The organism is Pontibacter kalidii (assembly GCF_026278245.1).
Lineage (GTDB): Bacteria > Bacteroidota > Bacteroidia > Cytophagales > Hymenobacteraceae > Pontibacter > Pontibacter kalidii.
Genome location: NZ_CP111079.1, coordinates 539,533 through 563,609, shown reverse-complemented (window position 1 = coordinate 563,609; position 24,077 = coordinate 539,533). Strand labels below are relative to the sequence as shown.

At 53.3% G+C, this 24,077-nt stretch carries 17 protein-coding genes and 1 riboswitch; of the genes, 11 read left to right on the top strand and 6 right to left on the bottom strand.

Translation table 11 applies throughout. The annotated features are described in order from the left end of the window. Positions 1–261: 261 nt before the first annotated feature. Positions 262–3,162: a ligand-binding sensor domain-containing protein gene (locus OH144_RS02390; RefSeq protein ID WP_266204688.1), complete on the bottom strand. Its 2,901-nt coding sequence runs from the start codon at positions 3,160–3,162 to the stop codon at positions 262–264. A 271-nt stretch (positions 3,163–3,433) separates the two neighbouring features. Here OH144_RS02390 and OH144_RS02385 point away from each other — a divergent pair, with 271 nt between their 5' ends. From OH144_RS02385 to lysA, 9 genes are all read left to right on the top strand, one after another. Then, positions 3,434–4,063, top strand: coding sequence for a hypothetical protein (locus OH144_RS02385; RefSeq protein WP_266204687.1), 630 nt, complete (start codon positions 3,434–3,436; stop codon positions 4,061–4,063). 165 nt (positions 4,064–4,228) lie between these two features. Then, entirely contained in the window at positions 4,229–4,999 is a 771-nt protein-coding gene (locus OH144_RS02380) for a DUF4145 domain-containing protein (protein ID WP_266204686.1), read from the top strand. A gap of 278 nt (positions 5,000–5,277) precedes the next feature. Then, positions 5,278–6,279 carry a biotin synthase BioB gene (bioB, locus tag OH144_RS02375; protein ID WP_266204685.1) on the top strand — a complete coding sequence of 334 codons (1,002 nt, stop codon included), beginning with the start codon at positions 5,278–5,280 and terminating at the stop codon, positions 6,277–6,279. A gap of 69 nt (positions 6,280–6,348) precedes the next feature. Beyond that, complete coding sequence (locus tag OH144_RS02370; protein WP_266204684.1) at positions 6,349–7,485, top strand: aminotransferase class I/II-fold pyridoxal phosphate-dependent enzyme; 1,137 nt, start codon at positions 6,349–6,351, stop codon at positions 7,483–7,485. Beyond that, complete coding sequence (bioD, locus tag OH144_RS02365; RefSeq protein WP_266204683.1) at positions 7,482–8,096, top strand: dethiobiotin synthase; 615 nt, start codon at positions 7,482–7,484, stop codon at positions 8,094–8,096. Before OH144_RS02370 ends, bioD begins: the two co-directional genes overlap by 4 nt. A 59-nt stretch (positions 8,097–8,155) precedes the next feature. Then, on the top strand, positions 8,156–9,472 hold the full coding sequence (gene bioA / locus OH144_RS02360) for an adenosylmethionine--8-amino-7-oxononanoate transaminase (protein WP_266204682.1): 1,317 nt from the start codon (positions 8,156–8,158) through the stop codon (positions 9,470–9,472). A gap of 271 nt (positions 9,473–9,743) precedes the next feature. Then, entirely contained in the window at positions 9,744–10,937 is a 1,194-nt protein-coding gene (locus OH144_RS02355) for a beta-ketoacyl synthase N-terminal-like domain-containing protein (RefSeq protein ID WP_266204681.1), read from the top strand. A gap of 766 nt (positions 10,938–11,703) precedes the next feature. Beyond that, positions 11,704–13,035 carry an aspartate kinase gene (locus OH144_RS02350; protein ID WP_266204680.1) on the top strand — a complete coding sequence of 444 codons (1,332 nt, stop codon included), beginning with the start codon at positions 11,704–11,706 and terminating at the stop codon, positions 13,033–13,035. Next, entirely contained in the window at positions 13,001–14,170 is a 1,170-nt protein-coding gene (gene lysA / locus OH144_RS02345) for a diaminopimelate decarboxylase (RefSeq protein ID WP_266204679.1), read from the top strand. Before OH144_RS02350 ends, lysA begins: the two co-directional genes overlap by 35 nt. A gap of 69 nt (positions 14,171–14,239) precedes the next feature. Here lysA and OH144_RS02340 read toward each other — a convergent pair whose 3' ends face one another. From OH144_RS02340 to OH144_RS02325, 4 genes are all read right to left on the bottom strand, one after another. Beyond that, complete coding sequence (locus OH144_RS02340) at positions 14,240–14,956, bottom strand: hypothetical protein (protein WP_266204678.1); 717 nt, start codon at positions 14,954–14,956, stop codon at positions 14,240–14,242. Positions 14,957–15,130: 174 nt separating this feature from the next. Beyond that, complete coding sequence (locus OH144_RS02335) at positions 15,131–16,390, bottom strand: homoserine dehydrogenase (RefSeq protein ID WP_266204677.1); 1,260 nt, start codon at positions 16,388–16,390, stop codon at positions 15,131–15,133. Beyond that, complete coding sequence (gene metX, locus OH144_RS02330) at positions 16,371–17,438, bottom strand: homoserine O-acetyltransferase MetX (protein ID WP_266204676.1); 1,068 nt, start codon at positions 17,436–17,438, stop codon at positions 16,371–16,373. The genes OH144_RS02335 and metX overlap by 20 nt, the downstream gene beginning before the upstream one ends. 8 nt (positions 17,439–17,446) lie before the next feature. Continuing rightward, positions 17,447–18,769 carry an O-acetylhomoserine aminocarboxypropyltransferase/cysteine synthase family protein gene (locus tag OH144_RS02325; RefSeq protein WP_266204675.1) on the bottom strand — a complete coding sequence of 441 codons (1,323 nt, stop codon included), beginning with the start codon at positions 18,767–18,769 and terminating at the stop codon, positions 17,447–17,449. A gap of 299 nt (positions 18,770–19,068) precedes the next feature. After that, positions 19,069–19,178, bottom strand: a riboswitch (SAM riboswitch). Positions 19,179–20,199: 1,021 nt separating this feature from the next. Between OH144_RS02325 and xseA the strand changes: the two genes are divergently transcribed. After that, positions 20,200–21,768, top strand: a complete 1,569-nt coding sequence (gene xseA / locus OH144_RS02320; protein ID WP_266204674.1) for an exodeoxyribonuclease VII large subunit — start codon at positions 20,200–20,202, stop codon at positions 21,766–21,768. Next, positions 21,749–22,006: an exodeoxyribonuclease VII small subunit gene (gene xseB / locus OH144_RS02315; RefSeq protein ID WP_266204673.1), complete on the top strand. Its 258-nt coding sequence runs from the start codon at positions 21,749–21,751 to the stop codon at positions 22,004–22,006. Before xseA ends, xseB begins: the two co-directional genes overlap by 20 nt. Before the next feature lie 950 nt (positions 22,007–22,956). On the opposite strand, the gene OH144_RS02310 is transcribed toward xseB, so the two are convergent. Then, entirely contained in the window at positions 22,957–24,018 is a 1,062-nt protein-coding gene (locus tag OH144_RS02310; protein ID WP_266204672.1) for a DUF6687 family protein, read from the bottom strand. Positions 24,019–24,077: the final 59 nt, after the last annotated feature.

The window sequence follows — 24,077 nt, the reverse complement described above, 5'->3', positions numbered from 1 at the left end:
AGGTTTGATTTTGATTAGGTTGATGGTTTCAATGTCAGCAAAAAAGCCCCGGCGCCCAAAAAGCCCGCCACTACAATACCACATCATCCCTAAAATAGTGAGTGCTTACCCTGTAAGGCGCAGGCGTGAAATAGCACCGGCAAGTGCATGCTTCTGTATACGTGGAGCGGTTGTTATAGATGAAGGGATCACATAAAAAATACCCCCCAGAAACGGCTTTCAGGGGGGCAAGAGGGGCAATGATGTAGTAATGATGTGGTACTAAATCTCCATGAAGAACTCCACCAGGTTCTTATCGGGATCCATGTTCAGCTTTTTGCGGAGGCGGTAACGGCGCAGTTCCACCCCCCGCACCGTAATGTTCAGCAGCGAGGCGATCTCCTTGCTCGACATGTTCATGCGCAGGTAGGCGCATAGCTTCATATCGTTTGGGGTGAGCTCGGGATAGTCCTCTTTCAGCTTCTTAAAGTAGTTGGCATTGGTCTCGTTAAAGCTATTCTCAAACAGTTCCCAATCGGTCTGGGGGCTCATGCCATCCAGTATGATTTTTTGGATTTTCTTTAGTTGCCGCTCCGGCAGCCTGTTGCCCTCGGCATCCTGCAGCTTGTTTACCTCATGGCTGATGTTCTGCAGCAGCTCGTTCTTGTTCACGATGTTGAGGGCGGTGCTGGCCAGCTCGCGACTCTTGTTCGAGAGCTCCGACTTCAGCTGCTCGTTCCGTATCTTCACCAGTTTCTGCTCGTGCAGGATAGCCTCCTGCCGCAGTTGCTCCTGCTTCTCCTGCTCCAGCCTTTGCTGGATGCGCTGCTGATCGCGCTGCAGCTTTCTGAAGTATAGCCTTCGGCCCAGCCAGAGCAGCACCGCCGCCAGCACGGCGTACAAAGTATAAGCCCACCAGGTGGCGTACCAGGGCGGCAACACCACAAACCGGTATACGGTGGCCTCTGTTACGGCCTCGCCGTTTATGCGGGCGCGCACCCTAAAGCTATACTCGCCCTGCCCCAGGTTGGTGAACTCTTTCTGCGTAGCGTCGCTCCACGGCGACCATTCAGCGGCGTACCCCTCCAGCTTATACTGAAACTCCACCTGCGCCTGCTTAAAGTAGGGCAAAGCGTAAGACAGCCGCACGTTATTCTGGCTGTAAGGCAGCTCCAACACGCGCCTGTACCTGCCTGTCTCGCTTAGCACCTGCTGTTTACCCGCGGTATTCTCCACCCTCCGGATAAGGACAGACGGCAGCGCCATACTTGGCTGCGCCCTGGCCTCCGAGTTATAGATCACAAAACCGTCGTCCATACTTATCAGGTAAATGGTGTCGCTGATCTTGCTGATGCTCTCGTATTCCTGCACCATTCGGCCGTCCAGAATGCTGAACTGGCTCGTGTTGATGCGGGGCTGCTGCGGATTGCTCATGTCTGCCAGCGCCACCTTGCCGTGGTTGATGAACCAATGCTTTTTACCGGTGGCCGGCAGTACACGCTTAGAGGTGGCCATTGGCCCCAGCTTGCCATTCAGCTCCTTGTAAGGGATAAACCTGCCGGAAGCCTCGTTGTAATGGTAGAACCCGCTGCCGGTGGAAAACAGCAGGCGGTTGAAGAGCCGGGAAATATTTACATTATAGCTACCGGGCAAGCCGTGGCTTTCGTCGAAGCTCCTGCTATCGGTTACCTGCCGCAGGTCGGGGCTCAGCGCTAACCTGTAAAGCCCCTTGTAAGCATGGCTTACCCAGATATGGCCGCTCTGGTCCTGCTCCACGTGCTTGCCCGGCTCGCCAAAGCCACTGACCATATGGGAGAAGGCCCAGTGCCCTGCTTTGCCCTTGCGGTACACGGCCAGCCCGGTATAGGTGCCCTGTATCAGCACCGTGGGGTCCGACTGCAGCTTTTTGATCGTCCACCCCCCCTTCACATCCGAGATTTTGACCAACGCACTTCCCTCTACTCTGAAAGTGCCTTCGTTGTGGCCACACAAAATTTCACCATCTATAACAGTCAGTTCCCATACCTGTCCCTGGGAGTTCTCGATCATCCGAAAGTTAAGGTGCTGGGCCGCATTTGGGGTACCGGGACTCCAGTTGCTATAGTACAGGCCCTGGTTGGTGCCCAGGTAAATTTTATTGCCATGGATGATGCTGCTGTATACGGTGCCAAAATCGCCCACCTTATCGAAGTAGAAATATAGCGGCGAGTTGATTTCCACCCGGTCGACGCCGTTATCCAGCCCCACCCATAGGTTTTGCGCGGCATCGGCAAAGAGGTTGAGCACAGTGTTGTTCTGGAGGCCGTTGCTTTTATTGAGGCGGTGCACCAGTTTCCCGTCCTCATCCAGCACTACCACCCCGTTCAGGATGGTTCCGAAGGCATAATAGCTGCCGTCGAGCAGGGTACCGTTGTTGAGCTGGTAAGTTTTCAGAAACTCGTTTGCCTCGTTCTGCCAAGGTGTAAATTGCTGTCCGTCAAATAAAAAAAGACCGTTTTTGGCAGTGCCGATCAAAATCCTGCCCTCGGAAAACGGCAGGATGCTCAGAATGCCCGAGCTGCCCAGCTGCTGACTGCCAGGTACAAAATGCAGGCTGTCGCCCCTCAACTCGTAAAGGCCCTCGGAGATGACCTCTGCGAAGTAGCGGCCGCCGGCCTGGTGCAGGAACAGGAAAGGATTCGACGCTTTCACCACGGTCATCTTCCCATGCTGGTACCTGAAGATGCTCGTAAAGGACTGAAAGTATACGTTGTCCCCGTCCACGTAGATCTTCCAGATCTCGTCTGCAGGCCGGTGCTGCGGCGGCACCAGCCCCACTAGGGAAGTATAGCGGAAGAGCCCCTCTTCGTCGTGGCTCCAATAGCCCATCTCCCCAAAGCCTCCCGCATAGACCCGCCCATTGGCGTCTGCAGCCACGGCCCTTACGATTAGCTTATGGGGCATCTGGTAGAGCTGCCAGTTATTGCCGTCGTAAGCCAGCAGACCGGTAGAGTTGCCGTAGTACATCACCCCGTCGGGGCTGCGCGTTACCGACCAGTTCTGGTTACCGGCTTTATATTGTTGCTTTGTGTAGTTCTGAATGTATGGAAAACCTAGCCTGCCTGCCGCCCCTGCCTCTGCCCCGGAAGCAGACAGCAGCAACAGCAGCACGAGTATAAGCCAACGTCCTGCTTCTTTCTTCATAAAAGATGTTTTTGCAGCTTCTTTTGTGATAGTGCAGCAATAATATGCTAAGATATGGATTTAATGGGAATTTATAACTATTACCACCTATACCTTGTGTTAGGCACGACCTAAAGAGCAACTCTACGGTTTATATGCTGTGCCTTCTGTACCTGTTCGCTCACACGTTCCTCCGGACTTTCTGATCCGAGCCATCAACATCCGGCCAAATGGCGCGTAAACTCATTCTCTGAGGAGGTATACTTCCACATCACTAAAACGAAGAACAGCCATGTCGATAAAGGATATATTTAACAAGGTAAAGAAAGAGGCCAAAGTGCTGCAGGGCGAGGAGACCAAGGACAAGGTCTACCAGAACGAGAACAGCTACCCGACCGAGCAGGAAGCCAGGACGGCCTTTGAACGCTCGAAACAAAAGCTCTTTAACGTGAATGACTGGACCAAGCTCTCCGGCGTTAACTCCACGTTCGAGCTCTACGATAGCCGCGGCCGCACCACGGCGCTCAAGCCGGAGGTTGGCTATTACCTGAAGATCATACTTCCGGCCTCCACCATCGAGAACTGGGTGAAGATTGCGGACCTGCGCGAGGAGGATAACCTTGCCGAGTTTGTGGTGCACCCGAGCGAGAAACCGAAGGAGTTGGGCGAGGGTGAGGCCGAGGTAGAGCACTTTTTTATAAAGGAGGCCAGCAGCACCTTCCGGGTAACCCGCCAGGGGAATACCATCCATGGGTATGAGATCGGCAAAAATGAGGGTATCAACAACCAGGGCGAAGATGCCGGCGACCGTGCCGTGCTGAATACCTTCGTGGCCGAGGGCGGCTGGGCCATCTTCCAGGAGCTGCAGTGGGACAAACTAACCCGCTACCTGGTGCACCTGGAGGAGGCGCAGGAAGAGTAAAGTACAAAGTATGAAATCAGCAATGGAAGAGCACCTGGAGACGGGTGCTCTTTTTGTTTCATAGAAATTGCTATATTTAAAGAGTACTCCGTTTAGCCCCCGGATTTGATAGTATAAACGGAATAGGGTTCCGTTTATACTGAAATTAACAAATATTAAAAACATATGAAATTATTAAATGAAGAAGAATTTACTGAGTACATAAAAAGTAATCATCAATTCGTTTTGACAAATGACTCTTCAAGTTTAAGTTCAGAAATATCTAGTAGATGTGACTTTTGTCAAAAAGATGCTTACTTAAAAATAGGTTCTCGGTGGCATGAAAGAACTTACAGAAAAGACAACTTACCAATTTTTGCTACTTTTTTTATTCAATGTCCAAGTTGTAAAAGGCAAAGTTTCATACAATTAGTTGTGCTTTCAAGATTGCAGGAATCTGAAAATGGCAGTAGGTATGTTTTTGATTACTATAAATTATTTAACCTCCCATCTCAAGAATCACAATTTGAGACTAAAGATATACCTGCAGAGTATCGCTTGTTGAAAAAAACAGTATTGGAAGCAAAGTACGCCTTGCAACATTCTCAATACATGTCTGCAACTATTATGTTCAGGCGTGCCCTACAAATTTTAGTTAAGGATATATTAGGAGCCAAAGGCAGAACCTTGTATAAAGAACTAGAATGGCTAAAAGACAATGTAAATGCTTTGCAAATTAATCTAACAGATGTTTTTCATGATAATAGTAGTTTGATTAGACAAGTTGGAAATCAAGGAGCACATCCCGATAAAGACGAAGAATTACAAGAATTTTCTGAAGAAGATGCTAATGCAGTTCACGACTTGTTTTTACTTTTAGTAAATGAAGTTTTTGTACTCCCTGCTAAAATAAAAGCTATGAAAATGGAGCTTGCAGAAAGGCGTAAACTAAAATAACATTTGCTAACAATGTATAAACATTATGCTACGGCCGACGGCCTTGCACATTGCTTACACGAGACCATTCCCCCCGCCCCTGCCCACCAGCAGGGGCTTTTTGTTTTCCACCCTTGGCCCGCTAATCAAATTTTCTCAACAAATCAACAAAGTAATTTATCCACAAAGAACCTGCACGTGCTGAATAAGTTAACTATTTATCCACCGAAGCTGCCCAGACTTTTGATTTTTAAATCCTAAATCTTCAAATTACCTTCGTAACCCTAAACACGAGGACCATGATGCAGAACGGACAAAACACAGCTCTCCGCAACGACTGGAGTTTGGAAGAAATAGAGGCGATATACAACAAACCCGTACTGGAACTGATTGTAGAGGCAGCTAATGTGCACAAGCAGTACCAGGCCACCGGCGAAGTGCAGGTGTGCACGCTTCTGTCTGTTAAAACCGGCGGTTGCTCCGAAGACTGTGCCTACTGCCCGCAGGCGGCGCGCTACCACACCGATGTGGATGTGCATAAGCTGCTGAGCCAGGACCAGGTGCTGACGGCGGCGCAGCGCGCCAAAGAAGGCGGCTCTACCCGTTTCTGCATGGGCGCGGCCTGGCGCGAGGTGCGCGATAACCGCGACTTCGATAAGGTGCTGGATATGGTGAAAGGTGTGAACGACCTGGGTCTGGAAGTATGCTGCACGCTGGGTATGGTAAACGAGTACCAGGCTGAGAAGCTAAAAGAGGCCGGCCTGTATGCCTACAACCATAACCTGGATACCTCCGAGGATAACTACGCCAGCATCATCACCACCCGTACCTACGACGACCGCCTGAACACGATCGACAACGTGCGCAAAGCGGGTATCTCGGTATGCTCAGGTGGCATTATCGGTTTAGGAGAGACGGACGAAGACCGCATCAAGATGCTGCATACCTTGTCTACCATGGTGCAGCACCCGGAGTCGGTGCCGGTAAACGCACTGGTGCCGGTTAAAGGTACGCCGCTGGAGCACCAGCCGCTGGTGTCGGTGTGGGAGATGGTGCGCATGATCGCCACGGCCCGTATCCTGATGCCGAAGTCGATGGTGCGCCTGTCGGCTGGTCGCGAGCGCATGAGCGTGACAGAACAGGCCCTGTGCTTCCTGGCTGGCGCCAATTCTATCTTTACAGGAGAGAAACTCCTGACTACTCCTAACCCGGATTTTGACGCGGACAAAGCCATGTTCGAGCTGCTGGGCCTGAATCCTAGAAAATCATTCAAAGAAGTATGCCAACCGGTGGTTGGCTAGACAAAAGACTATTTGACATAAGACAAAAGAATTATACTTTAAGGTATTATTGCTTAACTCCTTTGTCCTTTGTCACAAGATCCTTTGTCCATAAAACTACAGCAGAAGCTGGCGGAGCGGGCGGCGCAGGGAAACTTGCGGGCGCTGAAAATCACCTCCGGCCTTACTGACTTCTGCTCTAACGATTACCTCGGCCTTGCTCGCTCTGAGAAACTGCGGGCACTTATCCACAAGGAGGAGGAAAAGTATAAACATCTGCCATTGGGTGCGACCGGCTCCCGACTGTTATCAGGTAACCACCCGCTGTTTGAGGAGCTGGAGGGGATGATTGCGCGCTACCACCAGGCGGAGGCGGCGCTGCTTTTTAACTCCGGCTACACCGCCAACGTGGGTTTGCTGTCGGCACTGCCCCAGCGCGGCGACACCGTGCTGTATGATGAGGCCAGCCATGCCTCTATGAAAGACGGGCTGCGCCTGAGCTTTGCCAAGAGTTATGCCTTCCGCCATAATAATGTGGAGGACCTGCGGCAAAAACTGGAACGGACGAGCGGGCAGGTATACGTGCTGGTAGAGTCGGTGTACTCGATGGATGGCGACCAGGCGCCCTTGCGGGAACTGGCACAAGTATGTAACGCACATAATGCGGCACTTATTGTGGATGAGGCACATGCCGTGGGCCTCTACGGTGCGAAAGGCGAGGGACTTGTATCGGACCTGGGGCTGGAGCAGGAGGTATTTGCCCGGGTACTGACCTACGGCAAGGCCATGGGCTTACACGGGGCTGCCGTGGTAGGTCCGCAGGTGCTCCGTGAGTTTCTCATCAACTACAGCCGCGCTTTTATTTATACCACAGGGCTTCCAACGCACGCGCTGGTGGCCCTGAAGTGCGCCTATACGTTGCTGCCCGAGCTTGCGGAAGAGCGGGAATGGGTAAAACGGCTGGCGCACCTATTGTACCGGAAACTAAACAACATCAGCGGCATTCGCTGTACCCCGGAAGGCAGTGTTATACTCTCTGTTTTCCTGCAACAGCCACAGCAACTAAAGGCGCTGGCGGCTGCGCTGCAACAAGATCGTTTTGACGTGCGCCCCGTGCTTAGCCCCACCGTGCCCCAAGGCACCGAACGGCTGCGCGTAATTGTGCATGCTTTTAATACAGAAGAAGAAATTGAGGGCCTCGTGCAGGCCATAGCCAAAGGTACATGAAACAATATTTTGTAACAGGAATCGGTACGGATGTAGGCAAGACGGTTGCTGCTGCCATACTTACCGAAGCCCTGCAGGCCGACTACTGGAAACCTGTGCAAGCAGGCGGTCTGGACTTCACCGACACAGACACTGTAAAGAGTCTGGTTTCTAACGAGCGCTCGGTTTTCCACCCGGAGGCTTACCGCCTCAAAATGGCTGCGTCGCCGCATAAGGCTGCCGCTGCCGAGGGCGTGGAGATCGATGTGAAAGGCATGAGACTACCCGACACCCAAAACAACCTGATTGTGGAGGGAGCCGGTGGCCTGATGGTGCCCCTGAACAAGCGTTACCTCGTGCTGGATCTGGTGCAGCAGCTGGGCCTGGAGGTTATACTTGTGTCGCGCAACTACCTCGGAAGTATAAACCATACGTTGCTCACTGCCGAGGTGCTGCGCTACCGCAAAATTCCGGTTGCCGGTATCATCTTTAATGGGGAGGAGAACGCCACCTCAGAGGATTTCATCGTGAAGTATACCGGACTGCGTTGCCTGCCGTCTATCCGCCAGGAAGCCGACTTCTGCAAGGATACCGTGGCCGAGTATGCCAAAACATTTGAAGGATACTTATAGTTGTTTGCCTATAGCAGAAACTCTACAAAACCAAACGTGCCTGAACGCACACTGTAAGAATGAACTTAGCCGAACGTGATCAAAACGTTATCTGGCATCCTTATACCCAAATGAAAACCGCAGCGCTTCCTATTCCGATTGTTCGGGGCGAGGGGGCGCTTTTGTTTTCGGAGGATGGCCAGACTTATATTGATGCCGTGGCCTCGTGGTGGGTAAACCTGCACGGGCACGCGCACCCCTACATTGCCAAAAAAGTAGCCGAGCAGCTGCGCACGCTGGAGCATGTTATTTTTGCCGGCTTCACACATCCTGCCGCCGTTACCTTTGCCGAGCGTCTTTTGCAGCTCCTGCCCCAGGGCCAGAGCCGTATCTTTTACTCCGACAACGGCTCCACCGCCGTGGAAGTGGCCCTGAAAATGGCTATCCAGTACTGGAACAACCTCGGCACGCCTAAAAAGAAGATCATCGCCTTCCGCGACAGCTATCATGGCGATACGTTCGGGGCCATGTCGGTGAGCGCCCGCAGTGCCTTTACCGCCCCGTTCTGGCCCTACCTGTTCGAGGTGGAGTTTATAGACGTGCCTACTGTCGGCAAGGAAGCAGAAAGTATAAAACAACTGGAAGCACTTGCTGCTCAGGGTGACATTGCCGCTTTTATTTACGAGCCGCTGGTGCTAGGTACCGGTGGGATGATCATGTATACCCCTGAAGTGCTCGATAAGCTAATGGCCATCTGCCAGCAGCACGACATCCTCAACATTGCCGATGAGGTGATGACCGGCTTTGGCCGCACCGGGCGCACTTTTGCGACGGATTACCTGCAGCAAAAGCCCGACATGGTATGCCTCTCGAAGGGGCTGACCGGGGGTACCATGGCCCTGGGAGCCACCTCCTGCAACGAAAAAATTTACGAGGCCTTCCTGCACGACGACCGTAGCAAAACCCTTTTCCACGGCCATAGCTACACAGCCAACCCCGTGGCCTGCGCTGCCGGCCTGGCAAGTATGGATTTGCTGTTGCAGCCCGAAACACAGGAAAGTATAAACCGCATCGGACATCGCCACGCAGCCTTTGCTCAAAGTATAAAAGACCTGCCGCAGGTGCTGGAGGTGCGCCAGCAGGGCACCATCCTAGCCATCGAATTCTATGACGGAGCCACGTCCTACTTCAGCGACCTGCGCGACACGCTCTATAGTTTCGGGCTGGACAACGGGGTTATACTTCGTCCGCTGGGCAACATCATCTATGTTATCCCTCCTTACTGCATCACCGACGAGCAACTCGATCAGGTATACCAGACACTGATCGGAATGCAGGAGATTGTGGCAGGCAAAAGGCAGCACCCGCATCCGGATTCGATTATGCTGCATGATTAGGCAAGTATAAACCGCAAGTTGCGATTACCCCATCCCTCCCCCTCCAAGGAGGGGAGTCAAATTACACTTGTAGGACTCCCCTCCTTGGAGGGGTTAGGGGTGGGTTTACAGTTTAACCATACTCGGAGGTAGATAAGGGCGCTGTTTCGGACAAAGCTATCCGTAACAGCGCAGGAATCGTGGAAACTGAGTTGTTTTTCCACGATTTCTCATCCTGCCTATCCTAAAATCCTGTAAATCCTGATCTGGAATACTTACCTTTGCCCACGTTTTGGAAGCAGCGAAAGAACATATTGTCATCAAAGGACTGGGGGCCATTTCTCCGTTAGGGCACGATAGCACTTCTACTGCAGCAGCTTATACTTCCGGTATACCAGCTTTCAAAGCTATACTTCACCAGGCCCAACCAACGCCTGTAGCTGCTTTGCCAGCTGAGGCAGAGGAGCAGTTGCAAGATTTGCTTCACGAAAACCCAGTGTACAAGCAGCTCGACCGCTCGGTGCTGATGGCGGTATATGCTGCCAGGCAAGCGGCAACGCAGGCGGGTTGGCTGCAAGAGAATTCTTCAGCAGATGATGACCTGGCGGTAAACATTGGCTCCTCCCGCGGGGCAACCGGCTTGTTTGAGGAACATTTCGAGGCTTTTCAACAGGAGAACCTATCTTCCAGCGCCTCCCCTACCACTACTCTCGGAAACCTGTCGAGTTGGGTGGCGCATGCGGTGAACGCGGGTGGCGGGCAAATCAGCCACTCCATTACCTGCAGCACCGCCCTGATGGCCATTGCCAACGGGGTGGCCTGGCTAAAGTCCGGTATGGCCAAGCGCTTTCTGGCCGGCGGCACCGAGGCCCCACTCACTCATTTCACCATCGCGCAGATGAAGGCCGTGGGCATTTACTCCAGACTTGCCAACACGACCTACCCTTGCCAGCCTTACGCTTTGGAAAAGCAGAATACCTTTACCTTAGGCGAGGGAGCCGCTGTTATTGCGCTGGAGCAGGTGCGGCAACCCGCGCCAGGTACGCCAGTCATAGAGGCTGTCGGGTTGGGCTTTGAGAAGCTGGTGAGCAAAACGGGCATCTCAGCAGAGGGTATCAATTTTCAGAAATCGATGAGGCAGGCGCTGGCCCAGCTGCCGGAGCACGACCGAACCGTACACCTGATTATTACGCACACACCCGGCACCCGCGCTGGCGATAAAGCAGAGCTTGCCGCCATAAAGGCTGTCTTCGGCGAAAACAGCCCGGCTATCACCACTAATAAATGGCTGATTGGCCATACGTTGGGAGCCTCCGGGGCGCTGAGCCTGCAATACGCCCTGCATGTGCTGCAGCAACAGCAGTATACTTTCATCCCGTATCCAAATCTGCTCCAGCAAACAGTACCATCACGTATTAAGCGCATCATGGTAAATGCCGCCGGCTTTGGCGGTAACGCAGCCAGTGTGGTGGTGGGTTTGGTTTAAAGTATAACCGCTTTTCTTAAAGCTTCTAGCAGCTTTATGGTGCCGGGTCCAACCACCCCTGCCCCTCAAAGCTACGCTCGCTACCTTCGAACTCCCGTTCTCGGTAGTCTAAGGAGGGGGTCTGTAACTGCATTAGCCAAAGTATAAGTTTTATAGCCGCTGTTCTCACACGGACAGGTCGCGACCTGTCCCTACAAAGTATAAACCCGCCCCTCCGAGGAGGGGAATTCTGCAGTACTGGTCCAACCACCCCTACCCCTCCTTAGCCAAGGAGGGGAGCTCTGTTGAAGCTTTGTTAGCCGTGGCTATCGAAATGATACCCAGTCCTTGGACTGAGGCCTATGCGATTTTTCCGGTGACGAACGCCAGTGAGGCAGCCCGAGGCACGAGGGCAGGAAAAGCTCCCAGCGCGATGCCCTTATCGAGGGCCCCTACCCCCATGACGAGCCCTCTCGGGCTGGAGAGCAGAAAGAATACTACGGAACAAGTTGGTTGTAAAGCCGTGGATGATCAGCAGCTAGCAAGTATAGCTCGTTTCAGTTAGCAGGAAGCAGCGGCTATATAAGATACAAGCCGACGCTTGCGCGAGGAAATGCCCTACCTGATAAGGAACATTCACCGCCACCCCTACTAATCATCCAAAGACAAATTATAATCTACCCGGTTTTTACAGACATTGCGCAACAGGAAGAAACAGACCCGCCGTATTCCGCTGATTTTTTGCTACTTTTGTAGCTTACTATCATCACTTATTTTTATCACCTGAATGAAAATACTCAAGTTCGGCGGTACCTCGGTGGGGTCAGCTGAGAGAATGAAGGCGGTAGCCACGCTCATCTGTAACGGTGAGCCTAAAATTGTAGTGCTTTCGGCTATGTCGGGCACCACAAACGCATTGGTACAGATAGCGGAGACGCTGTATCAGAATAAACACGACGAAGCAAAGGCGCTCATTAAGGCCCTGCACGATAAGTATAAACAGGTGGTAGAGGAACTCTACACCTCCGACGATAAGAAAAAACAGGCAAACGAGCTGCTAAAACAGCATTTCGATTACCTCACAGCCTTCACCCTCGACCTATTTACCATTCATGAGGAGCGCGCGGTGCTGGCGCAGGGCGAGCTGCTGAGCACGGCCCTTTTCCAGTTTTTCCTGGAGGAGCAGGGCGAAGAGTCTGTACTGCTGCCAGCACTAAACTTCATGAAGATCGATGAGAATGAGGAGCCGGATACCGAGTACATTGCCCAGCACCTGCAAAAGGAGCTGGAGAAATACCCGGGCGTGGAGCTTTTCGTTACGCAGGGATATATCTGCCGCAACGCCTTTGGGGAGATCGACAATTTGAAGCGCGGAGGCTCGGACTACTCTGCCTCGCTTATCGGGGCTGCCGCTGATGCAGCGGAAATCCAGATCTGGACCGATATTGATGGCATGCACAACAACGACCCGCGCATCGTGAAGAATACTTACCCGATAGCGGAGCTCTCGTTCGACGAGGCAGCGGAGTTGGCGTACTTTGGGGCCAAAATACTGCACCCGAGCAGCGTGAAGCCGGCCAAGCAAAAGAACATTCCGGTAAAGCTGCTCAACACCATGGCACCCGAGGCGAAAGGCACCACCATCAGCACCCAAACGGAAAGTGGCAAGATAAAAGCCGTGGCCGCCAAGGATGGCATCACCGCTATTAAAATAAAGTCTGGCCGCATGCTGCTGGCCTACGGTTTCCTGCGCAGCGTGTTTGAGGTGTTCGAAAGGTATAAAACCCCAATTGACATGATCACCACCTCTGAGGTGGCCGTATCGCTGACGATCGACAACGACAGGCACCTGAACGAGATCATGGCCGAGCTGAAGGAGTTTGGCCAGGTGGAAATAGATCAGGAGCAAACCATCGTCTGCGTGGTAGGTGATTTTATTGCCGAGCGCAGTGGTTCGGTGCTGGCTATTTTCCAGTCGCTGCAGCACATCCCGCTGCGCATGATCTCCTACGGCGGTAGCAAGAACAACATCAGTTTCCTGGTAAGTACAGCAGACAAAGTAGAGGCCCTAACCAAATTGAACGATGGCATCTTTAACAGAAATAAAGCCCATGCTTAACCTGAACCCGGAGCAGCTGCAGCAACACGCTACTCCGTTCTATGTATACGACCTAAGCCTGCTGCGCCAGACCCTGAAAGCTGTGCAACAGGAGGCTGAGAAGTATAACTTCCATGTTCACTACGCTCTGAAGGCCAACGCCAACGCACCTATTCTGGACGAGGTGCGTCAGCACGGCTTCGGTGCCGACTGCGTGAGCGGCAACGAAGTAAAAGCCGCCATAGAGAACGGTTTTCCGGCACAGGAGGTGGTGTTTGCCGGTGTGGGCAAGTCGGATGCGGAAATAAACTACGCCCTGCAGCAGGGCATCTTCTGCTTTAACTGCGAGTCGAAGCATGAGCTGGAGGTGCTAAACGAGCTGGCTGAGAAGAAAAATACCGTGGCCCGCGTGGCCCTGCGCATCAACCCGAACGTAAACGCCAACACCCATAAGTATATCACCACGGGCCTTGAGGAGAACAAATTCGGCATAAACGCCTGGGAACTGGAGAGCGTGATCGAGCTGCTGCAGCAACTAAAGCATGTGCAGCTAATCGGCATTCACTTCCACATCGGCTCCCAGATCACGGACCTGACGGTGTTCAAGAACTTGTGCACCCGTGTAAATGAGTTCCAGGAGTGGTTTTTGGCGCATAACATCCAGCTGGAGCACGTGAACGTGGGCGGTGGCCTGGGGGTGGATTATTATGCCCCGGACGAATCCCCGGTTCCTGACTTTGCCGCCTACTTTGCATTGTTTAACCAGTTCCTGGAGCTGCGGCCGGGCCAGCAGGTGCATTTTGAGCTAGGCCGCGCACTGGTGGCACAGTGTGGCACCTTGATCTCTAAGGTGCTCTACATCAAGAACGGGATATCTACTAACTTTGCCATACTCGATGCGGGCATGACGGAGTTGATCCGCCCGGCACTGTACCAGTCGTACCACAAGATTGAGAACCTGACAAGCCAGAAGCCGGAGGTGCGTTACGACGTGGTGGGCCCGATCTGTGAGTCGAGCGACTGTTTTGGCAAGGCGGTGATGTTGCCGGAGACCAACCGGGGCGATCTGATCGCGATCCGCACGGCGGGAGCCTACGGTGAGGTAATGGCCTCAGCCTACAACCTGCGCGACAGGGCAAAAGCTATTTATGTATAGCTGCTGCGTGCATTAACGTATAAAAAAACCGCTCTAGAATACCCAGAGCGGTTTTTTTATATCTAAAGTTTAATTGAGGCGGTTTCCGATGCCGTTCCTTCTGTCGGCTACCGGCACATCAGCCGATACGATAAAATCGGGTTCGGCGTGTGTGATACCGGTTTTACCTTTCAGGAAGTTGGCTAGCTCTAAGGCATTGCCGGTGGCATTTTTATCCACACGCACCAGGTAGGTTTGGCCACTCAACGGCATCAGCACCTCTGCGCCATATTCGGCAGCCATGGCAGTCAGGGCATCTTCTGCTCCTGCTTCAATCGTAACGATAGCTTCGTTGCTGATGCCAAGCAAGCCATCCCCATTCAGGAAGTATGGCGCCACATACGCTATAGCAGGGTCTTCAGCTAGCAGTTCCATCGCCTTTTCCACCTGCCGGCAATTTAGCCCGTCCACCAGCTCAATGTTATGGAGCATGGCCGAGTTCGAGCTGACCTGTCCGTTGTTGCCTTTCACAAAACCGTAGGCAGCCACTGCCGCAGCCTCTTCCCCGGCGCTTAGGCCGCTGGCGAACACCACCAGCACTTGTTTCGTAAATACGCTTCCCAGGTTCTTCTGCTCATTGCCATAGAAGTACGTGTAATTATCACAGGAGCCATTTCCGGCTTGCACCCTCAGCAAGGTGGGGCCGGCCTTCACGTTTCGGATGGGAGTAGCCCCATCATTTCTGCAAGATGACAGCCCCAAGACCACCATCAGGAAGGTGAAAAAGAGTACAGGTATATTTTTCATATGGGTACAAATAATAATCGCTAACAGATTGATTATTTGTACGGTTAGACTTGGATAATAGCTGCGATTTCATTAAATTAAAAATCACCATAGTATAATTTATATATACTTATATCCTTGTCAATTTACACCTATCAAGATTCCCTTTTAGAAAAACACAAAACGCGTTCAGGTTTATACAACCTCCTCCAGCTTCAGATACGAGGCATTTACCACCTGCTCCGCCGATACATGGGCCGGAATCTGTGCTATAAAAGCAATGGTTTGCTTCAGGGCCGGCAGGTATAAAAGAAAGTCTTTCCTGCCAATGGTGCCTACCAGTTGCACCTCCCTTTTCCCCGTACCAAAGACCCTCAGCTCCCGCCACGGCAGCTGGGGCAGAAACTCGGGCATGGTCGTGCGCACGTATACTTTCAATTCATCGTCCTCCTCCAAAGGTACCGGCTTCAGTTGCGCCTCGTCGTTATACTTGAATTTAGGGTATTTATACTTGTAGCCGGCCAGCGCTGCCGATACATCGGCCCATACGGCAGACCCGGTTGGGTGGCTTCCGGCACCGCGCCCCTTCAGAAACTGATCGCCGGCATAGCGGGCCTGTAGCTGCACCCCGTTAAACTCCGCCTCCACATAGTATAGCTCCGAGTCGGGGAACACGAGCGTAGGCAGCACTTGTAGCTCCAGTTTTTTGTGCTGGTTCAGCCTGGCCGTGGCTACCAGCCTGATGCGCCCGCCCAGTGCCTGTGCCAGCGCCACATCCCGCCGCGATATGTGCTGAATGCCTGCACGGAGTACCTGCTCCGGCTTTATCACGGCCCCAAAGGCATGCGCGGCAATTAAGCTGATCTTGTGCAGGGCATCGTAGCCGCCCACGTCCAGCGTCGGGTCAGCCTCGGCAAAGCCAAGCGCCTGCGCCTGCGCCAGTGCCTCGTCATAGCTTATGCCTTCCGCATCCAGCTTGGTGAGGATGTAGTTGGATGAACCGTTCAAGATACCGCTTACCTCCTGCAGCGGCTCGTTGCCATAGTATGCCTCCAGCGTCCGCAGGATTGGAATGCTGCCGCACACAGCCGCCTCGTAGAGCAAAGTGCCGCCAAACTCCTCCTGCAGTGCCACCAGTTCCGGCAGGTTCTCCGAAATCATCTTCTTGTTGGCCGACACGATGGTTTTACCCGCCTCCAGCGCCTGGCGCACTATCAGCAGCGCCTCCTCCGGGTCGCTGATCAGCTCGGCAAACAGATCTATACTTTCGTCCTGCAGCAGCTCCTGCGCGTCATAGGTAAAATGATGCTTGGGCAGGGTGCGCAGCTTCTCCTTGTCGCGCACGCAGATTTTGGCCACATCCAGGTGTGGGTTGTCCTGCAGCACGTCATGCAGCCCCTGGCCCACGCAGCCAAAGCCAAATATCCCGATTCGTTTACCGCTCTTGCTTTTCATAGTTGAATTCTTCTTCTTCTGTTACTTTTTCATTTTGATAAAATTGACGGATAGCCTCCGTCAGCTGGTCCACCTCCACCAGAAAGCCATCGTGGCCATAGTTGGAGCGGATAAGGTGAAAGGAGGAATCCGACACCTGGGCATGCAGGAAATACTGCTCCTCTACCGGAAACAGCAGGTCGGTATCCACACCCACAAACAGGCTCCGGGCCTTTACCTGTGCCAGTGCACGCTCCACACCCCCTCTGTCGCGGCCCACGTTGTGCGAGTCCATGGCCTTGGAGAGCAGCCAGTAAGTATAAGCATTGAACCGCTGTGCCAGCTTCTCGCCCTGGTATACCTGGTAGCTGGAAGCGCGAAAGTTGTCGGTAATGCTATGCCCCGGCTCCTGCTGCGCTTCGTTGTAGGTGTTGTAGTGGCGGTAAGACAGCATGGCGATAGCGCGGGCCGTTTTTAGCCCTTCCTGTCCTGCCTCCTTTGTGCTGGTGCCCCAGGTGGGGTCCTGGCGGATGGCCATGCGCTGGCTTTCGTTAAAGGCGATGCCCCAAGGGGAGTGCCGCGCATTACTGGCCACGTGCACCAGCCGCTCAAACACAGCAGGTTTCTGCAGCACCCACTCCAGCGCCTGCTGCCCGCCCAGCGAGCCACCCAGCAACGTATGCACCCGCTCCAACCCCAGCTCCTGCCGCAGCAGATCGAAGGCGCGCACAATGTCGCGGTTGGTGAGCTGCGGAAAAGTCTGGAAGTATGGCTGCAGCGTTTTTGGGTTTACCGAGAGTGGCCCTGTGGAGCCGTAGCAACCGCCCATGGTGTTGGCGCACACGACAAACCATTCGCGCGGGTCGTAGAGCTTGCCTTCCCCGAAGAGGTCGCACCACCAGTCGGTAAAATCGGCGCTGCCGGTAAGGGCATGGCACACCCATACCACATTGCTGCGCTGCTGGTTCAGCGCGCCGTAAGTAGTATAAGCCAGCTGGAAGCCCGGCAACGTAGCCCCGGACTCCAGCTGAAACTCTTGTTGGTGATGAAAAACGTGCTGTGTTGGCATTATTATACTTAGGCTATAGCGGGCGCTGCCTCCAATACTTTGGAGAAGGCCTGTTCGAAATCTGCTTTTATGTCGTCTATGTGCTCTATGCCGGCGGATATGCGTAGCAGGGTTGGATCTACGCCTGCGCTTAGTTGCTCGGCATCGCTCAACTGTTGGTGTGTGGTGGAGGCCGGGTGGATGATCAGCGTTTTGGCGTCGCCCACGTTAGCCAGGTGACTCACCAGTTCCAGGCTGTTGACAAATGTCTCCGCCTGCTGCTTGTCACCTTTCAGCTTAAAGGAAAGCACCCCGCCAAAGCCGCGCTTCAGGTATTTTTTAGCCAGTTCGTGGTAGGGGCTGCTCTGTAGGCCAGGGTAGTTCACGCTCTCTACCAACTCGTGCTGCTCCAGCCACTCGGCCAGCGCCTGCGCGTTCTGCACGGTTCTCTCCAGCCTTAGCGAAAGCGTTTCCAGCCCCTGCAGCAGCAGGAACGAGTTAAAAGGACTCAGTGCCGGACCGAAATCCCGAAGGCCTTCCACACGGGTACGAATGGCGAAGGCGATGTTTCCGAACGGGCCGTTTTCGCCAAACACCTCCCAGAAGTTCAGCCCATGGTAACCTTCCGATGGCTCGGAGAACTGCGGGAATTTGCCGTTGCCCCAGTTAAAGTTACCCCCGTCCACAATCACGCCGCCAATGCTGGTGCCGTGGCCGCCGATCCACTTCGTAGCAGACTCCACCACCACATTGGCGCCGTGCTCCAGCGGGCGAAACAGGTAACCACCGGCCCCGAAGGTGTTATCCACAATCAGCGGAATATCATACTTGCGAGCCAGGGCGGCAAGGGCCTCAAAGTCCGGAATGTTAAAGCGCGGATTGCCAATGGTCTCTGTATAAATTGCCTTTGTCTTTTCATCGATCAGCTTCTCGAAGCTCGACACGTCATCGTTTCCGGCAAACCTGGCCTCAATGCCCAGGCGCTTGAACGATACCTTGAACTGGTTATAGCTACCGCCATACAGGAAGCTGGACGTTACAAAGTTATCCCCGGCCTCCAGGATGTTGGTGAGCGCCAGGAACTGCGCCGCCTGCCCCGAGGCCACGGCCACAGCCGCCACTCCTCCCTCCAGAGCCGCAATGCGCTTCTCGAACACATCGGTGGTTGGGTTCTGAATGCGGGTATAAATGTTACCGAATTCCTTCAGGGCAAACAGATTAGCCCCGTGCTCCGCGTTTTTAAAGGCGTAAGAGGTGGTCTGGTAGATAGGCACTGCGCGTGACTGTGTGGTGGGATCTATTTCCTGGCCGGCGTGCAACTGTAGCGTTTCGAAGTGCAATGATTTAGACATGGCTATGTAGATTTTATATCGTTAAAAAGAAAAGGTATGATTTGAGTAAAGACAGGAATGCTGTAGAGGTATAAGTAGGCTGTAGCAGCAGATGCGGGATCTGCCACTAAGCCATGTATGAAAACAGGAACTTTATACCTTGGTTAACAGCAACAACAGTCGTGCATGGCGCACATGGGCATGCGCATGACGAAAGCCTTAGCAGGAGCTAAAATGCAGACTTGCGACAGTGCTTTGGCTGTCGGCGATACTAGTAATACGTGTTGCGTTGAATTGATTCCCTTGTTCATGACCGTATCAATTTATATTCGTCCGGCACCCTGCCGAACTCAGGAATTAGCACCTTAACACCGATCGTTAGGTTGCTAGCGTTTCACAGAGCCTGTCTCTCCACGCTTCTTTATAAACCAATATCCGCAAAGGGAGTATTGACTTGATGTTGCAAGTATACGGCGCGACTTTTTAAAATGCCAAATGTTTTTGATGTTTTTTTAAAATCAAGTTTAAGATCTTTGGATTTCTATGCCAGAACCATCGCGTTTCAGCCTGGTATACAAGCCTACAATTTCCTCTCTATCTGGCGCAAGTCTAAAGACTTGCGCCCTACCAATGTGTCGCGTCTATGCCTCGACTGGCTTGAAAAGCCATACTTTATACTTGGGCTATATTCTTATACTTCAGTTTATACTTGCTGCTATACTTTCACTGGCGAAAGCGTCCGCTTTTGCCTTTTCTTAGCCCCTGCTTCCCGTAACCTGAAACAGGATATCCTAACTAGCTACTGTTCATCCACGGCTTTACAACCTACTTGTTTTATAGTACACTTTGACTCCCTCAAGGCCGGGAGGCCTCGTCTTCCCGCATCGCGCTGTGTACATTTCCTTTGCTCCTAAAGTCGCAATGCCTTCGGCACCGGAAATCTACAAGGCGCTCAACGGAAAGACTGGGATCAGTTTCCGATAGCCACCGCTATCTGTCATCTCGAACGTAGTGAGAGATCTGTTTAGAATTGCAGATAGATCTCTCATTTCATTCGAGATGACAATTAAGTATAGTGGCAAGTATAACTCCCTCCCCTGTTTTTAGGGGAGGGCTGGGGTGGGGTGAACTCCCCTCCTGGGAGGGGCTAGGGGTGGATTCACTCTTGTAGGGACAGGTCGCGACCTGTTCGCTCTATGCCAGCAACTATGAAACTTATACTTGAGCCACAACAATTTCAGGCTCCCCTCCTTAGTTAAGGAGGGGCAGGGGTGGTTGGAACTGGTTTGTAGAAAATCCTGTCCATCCTACAATCCCACAAATCCTGATTCAGACAAGCAAAAACTTTTTCTCCGCCACCTTACTAATTATTTTAGCCAAAAAATCCTATCTTCGAGGCACAGGAGCCGGCGCTCTGCCGGTTGTGCAGGAGATTGTAACGTTGTTGAACCATGTCCCAGATCTTTTTTCGCCAGACGGTAGTGTATGAGGAGCAGGCCCCGCTCTCGCTGTATGAGCTGCACCAGCAGATACGCGAGGAACTGGAGGTGGCTTTCCCGGACAGCTATTGGGTGGTGGCGGAGGTAGCCCAGGTAAACGTGGACCGCCGCAAAGGCCACTGCTACTTGACTCTGGTGGACAAAGGCGACGACGCACGGCAGATGCTGGCCCAGGCACGGGCAACCATCTGGGGGTCGCGTTACCAGATGCTGGCGCGCTACTTCGAGGAGAAAACCGGGCAACCACTGAAGGCGGGGCTCAAGGTGCTGCTGCAGGCAACGGTGCGGTTCCACGAGCTCTACGGCCTCAGCCTCGACATCACCAGCATAGACCCCAACTATACCATTGGCGACCTAGCCCGCCAGCGCCTCGAAACGCTGAAGCGCCTGGAGGCTGAAGGGTTGCTGGAGGCGAACAAGGAGTTGGAACTGCCGCCGGTACCGCAGCGGCTGGCTATCATTTCATCAGCCACGGCAGCCGGTTTCCAGGATTTTATACACCAGTTGGAGAACAACGGCTACGGCTATACTTTTGAGGCCACGCTTTTCCCGGCCACAGTGCAGGGCAATGAGGCACCGGCCTCGGTGGCGCAGGCATTCGTACAGATAGCAAAGCGAAGCGACCAGTTTGATGCCATCGTGCTGATCAGGGGCGGTGGCTCCCAGACAGATCTGAGCTGTTTTGACGACTACAAAATTGCGGCTGCCATTGGTAACGCACCGCTTCCGGTGCTCACGGGCATAGGCCACGAGCGCGACGAAAGTATTGCCGACCTGGTGGCTCACACAAGGCTGAAGACTCCCACTGCTGTGGCCGGTTTCCTGATAGACAGGTTCCGGGAGGCGGAGGAGTACGCGGAAGATCTGTTTGACAGCATCCGAATGTTTGCAGCACAACAGCTGAAGCTGACGGACGACAAGCTGGAACGACTAAGCTTGCGCTTCCAGAACATCACAAGGCAGCTGCTACAGAAAAGCAAAGATAAACTGGAAACGCTGTCGCGGGGGCTGTTACTGAAGCCGAAGGCATACCTGGAGGCGCAGCGCCATCTTATAAGCGACCTGGACAAAGACCTCAACGCCGGCACCAAAGACCTGCTGCACGAACGGCAGCGGCACCTGCAGGAGCTCTCGGTATGCGTGGAGGGTAAAAGCCAGCGTTACCTGCACCTGAAGGAGCACGAGCTTAACCACCTGGTGCACTGCGTGGAAACCGAGGCCAAGGACAAGCTGAAGCAAAGGCAACTGACCTTTACCAAGTATAGCGACAAGCTGGAGTACAGCGCCAAAGGCAGACTGCAGGGCGAGAACCACAGGCTAAAGCTGCTGGAGATGAGCATCGAGGCCAACAACCCCGAGAAGCTGCTGCTGCGCGGCTACACGCTCACGCTTCTGAACGGCAAGATCATTAAAAGTATAAAAGAGGTTAAAGACGGCGATGTGGTGGAGACGAAGCTGCAGGACGGCACGCTCCACAGCATGGTTGTAAACATTGATACAGATGAACAAGGAATTAAATAACATGACCTACCGCGAGGCAACGCAGGAACTGGAGGAGATCTTACGCGCCATCGAAAACGACGCCGTAGACGTGGATGAACTGACGCAGAAAGTACAGCGCTCGTCGCAGCTGATAAAGCTGTGCAAGGAAAAACTGCGCAAAGCCGAAAAAGCCATCGACCAGGTGTTTAACGAGGAAAATTGTGAAACCCCTGCCCCGGCTAAGCCGCAGGAAGGTAGTGCTGGCACATTATTTTAGGCTTTCCCCAAAAACCAGCGAGGGCCTTCTGCTCTTGCCCATTTCCTAGTCCGACAATCGGTCTGCCAGCGGGCGAGTAGGAGCCATAATTTTTTCTTATTTGAATCAGGATTGTTAGGATGATTGGACAAACGGGACTTTATACCTGAGCAATGCTTTTATACTTTCCCATTCTGGCGCAAACCTGAAGACGTGTGTCTTATTATGGTGTTAAGTCTCCGACTCAACTGGCTTGGAAAGCCATACTTATACTTGAGTTATACATTGGCTATTCTCTCGCTGTTTCGGATATACTTGTCCGAAACCCCTCTGCTGCGGATCTCCAGATCCGCGTAGGCTACAATTCATTCTTCTCTGGCGCAAGCGTCCGCTTGTACTTCTTTTAGCCGCTGCTTCTTTCCATTTGAAACAGGTTATACTTGCTAGCTGCTGTTCCTCCACGGCTTTACAACCAGCTTGTTTCACCTCCTGCTTTCTGCTCTCAAGCCCGAGAGGGCTCGTCCTGGGGGTAGGGGCCCTCGATAAGGGCATCGCGCTGTGTTACCTCCTTGCCTCGCTTTCGCTCGACATGCCCTTAGCGGGCACCGGATCTCACAAGGCGCTCAACCCAAGGACTGGGAACAGGTTCGATAGGCACGGCCATTGCTATGGAACAAGTATAAGTCCCCCTTTGAAGGGGTAGGGGGATGACAATCGTTCACGAGCAATTCCCCTCCTTGGAGGGGCTTAGGGGTGGGTTTATACTTGTGCTGATGCTATTAGCAGCTACGAAACTTACACATTAGCTAGAGCTGTCACAGGCTCCCTCCCCTGTTCTTAGGGGAGGGCTGGGGTGGGGTGATGGAGGGACAGGTCGCGACCTGCCCGCGCAACGGCAGCAACTATAAACTTATACTTCAACAGGAGCAAAAGCAGGTTCACCTTGGCTTCCGGTTGCCCAATATTTAGTTTTAATTCCCCCTGTTCAATTCCTTCACCTCTTTCCAGGTCCAGTTATACTTCGGTTGGATGCCCAGGTAAGCCTGCTCGTAATACTGCACCACCTCTTGCTTCAGCTGCTCCACGGGTATAGACGAAGTATAAATCTCGCGTTCGGTGGGATTGGCATAGGTTTCGGAGCGGGTAAGCTTATCACCGTCCAGGCGCAGGAGCGGGCCGGTTTCGGTCACAGCATCATGCGTCCAGCGGCGGCCGGACGTTTCAAGTTCGTTGAGGCGTGCGGCCAGCGGGGCCATACTTAGCCTCGGAAGTGTTGGCCGGGAGGTAATATCCACCCAGGTGGTATACTTATACTCCAGTTCATACTTATTGCCCTGGTAGCAGGCAAGCACCATGTCAAACCCCTGAGAGCGGCTGAAGAGGGCGTAGTAATGCAGCGGGTGCGGGGTCTCGATGATGATGAGGCCGATCTCGGGGTGGCGCGTGATCTTTGTCTCCGGCTTGTACATATCGCGGTAGCCCAGCAGCACGCTGGCCACCTCATCTTCCCAGGCGCCTTTTTCCCAGTCCGGGTCCTGCAGCACACGGGTAAACTCACGCAGAAAATAGCGGAACTTCTGCACGCACTGCGCCGCCTCCTTCTCCTCCATCTCATCCGCCTCAAAAGGCCTGTAAAACAGCTCCCGCTCCCTGGCATTCAGCCAGCACACCAGCTTCAGCGCCTCACCGGCCAGCGGGTGGTTCAGGTCCAGCTCCCGGAAATCGCCGATTAAAGCCATTTGCCGCAGCAGCTCCTCGTTCTCCAGCGCCAGCTCCGGGTTCAGCAAAGCCCACACCCCCACAAATCCGTCGATGTCGAAGTGGTTGGCGGTCACGTAAGGCAGGTCCAGCTCAGGCAGTTGCTGGCGCATGGCGTTCAATACTATGGCCGCGCTGGTGTCGTCCTTCACCGACGTAGGCGTTGGGGCGCCCTTCCAGTGCGAAAGCATGAAGCCATTGGCATGGGTGCTGTCCACCACGATAGCCTTCTTATCCTTAACCTCCGAAAAAGGTATAAACTGTCGTTTCTGCATGCCATAAAGTTGCAGATACATGCATCAAACCGCAAATATAATTTTATAGAACTGAGCGC